Raw genomic sequence first — 769 nt, forward strand, 5'->3', positions numbered from 1 at the left:
GGATCTTGCCTGCACATCGCCACCGGGATCCAGCGCTTGGCCGACGCGAAGCTGATCGCCGCGGTACCGGATCTCACGACCGTCCTGCTGCGGCTCCTGACCACGCCCGAACTGATGCGCGACGACCTCGCCCCGAACACGTGCGACGCCGTCACGGTCGCCTGGGGCCTACTGGTGCGGGTCGCCCCACACCTCGAGATCGGATCGTGAGGGGCAGGGCCACGTCGGGCTACCGGTCACTCTGCCCGTGGCCGGCGGCCGGCGCGCAACGGCTGCGGTCGCGCCGCCCCCGGCGGCGGGGCGGCCAGCAGGTCGGCAACCGGCACAGCCAGGGCCTGCGCCATCGCCTCCAAGGTGGTGATGGTCACGTTCTCCGAGCCGCGCTCGACGCGGCCGACGTAGGCCCGGTCGATGCCGGCGGCGAGCGCCAGCCGCTCCTGCGACAGCCCGCGTTCGACGCGCAGCCGCCGCAGGTTCCAGCCGATGATCGCGCGCGCGTCCATGGCGCGAGCAAGCCCGATCAGCGGCTTGACAATCGACGGACTGATAGTCCCATTTTAATAGGCTACTCGGCCGCGCCGGCCGCGTCAGACAGAACCTCTCATCGCACAGGCTGACGGCTCTGCCGCACTACCGTCCGGACCCATAATGGTGGCGCGGACGGCTTGGGTGTGATTCACGGCTTCCGTGGGAGGAGCCGATGGATCAGTTCTGGCTGACGGACGAGCAGTTTGCGCGGATCACGCCGCACTTGCCCACCGACACACGG

2 protein-coding genes are annotated in these 769 nt (G+C 70.0%); one reads left to right on the forward strand and one right to left on the reverse strand.

The genetic code is table 11. The annotated features are described in order from the left end of the window. Positions 1–210 (forward strand): hypothetical protein (locus MKK75_RS18595; RefSeq protein ID WP_244044017.1); only part of this gene is annotated, 210 nt, incomplete at its 5' end. A gap of 26 nt (positions 211–236) precedes the next feature. Here the strand turns inward: MKK75_RS18595 and MKK75_RS18600 are convergent. Further along, positions 237–503, reverse strand: a complete 267-nt coding sequence (locus tag MKK75_RS18600) for a helix-turn-helix domain-containing protein (RefSeq protein WP_244044018.1) — start codon at positions 501–503, stop codon at positions 237–239. Between the last annotated feature and the right edge of the window lie 266 nt (positions 504–769).

This window comes from Methylobacterium sp. J-030 (assembly GCF_022829545.1).
Taxonomy (GTDB): domain Bacteria; phylum Pseudomonadota; class Alphaproteobacteria; order Rhizobiales; family Beijerinckiaceae; genus Methylobacterium.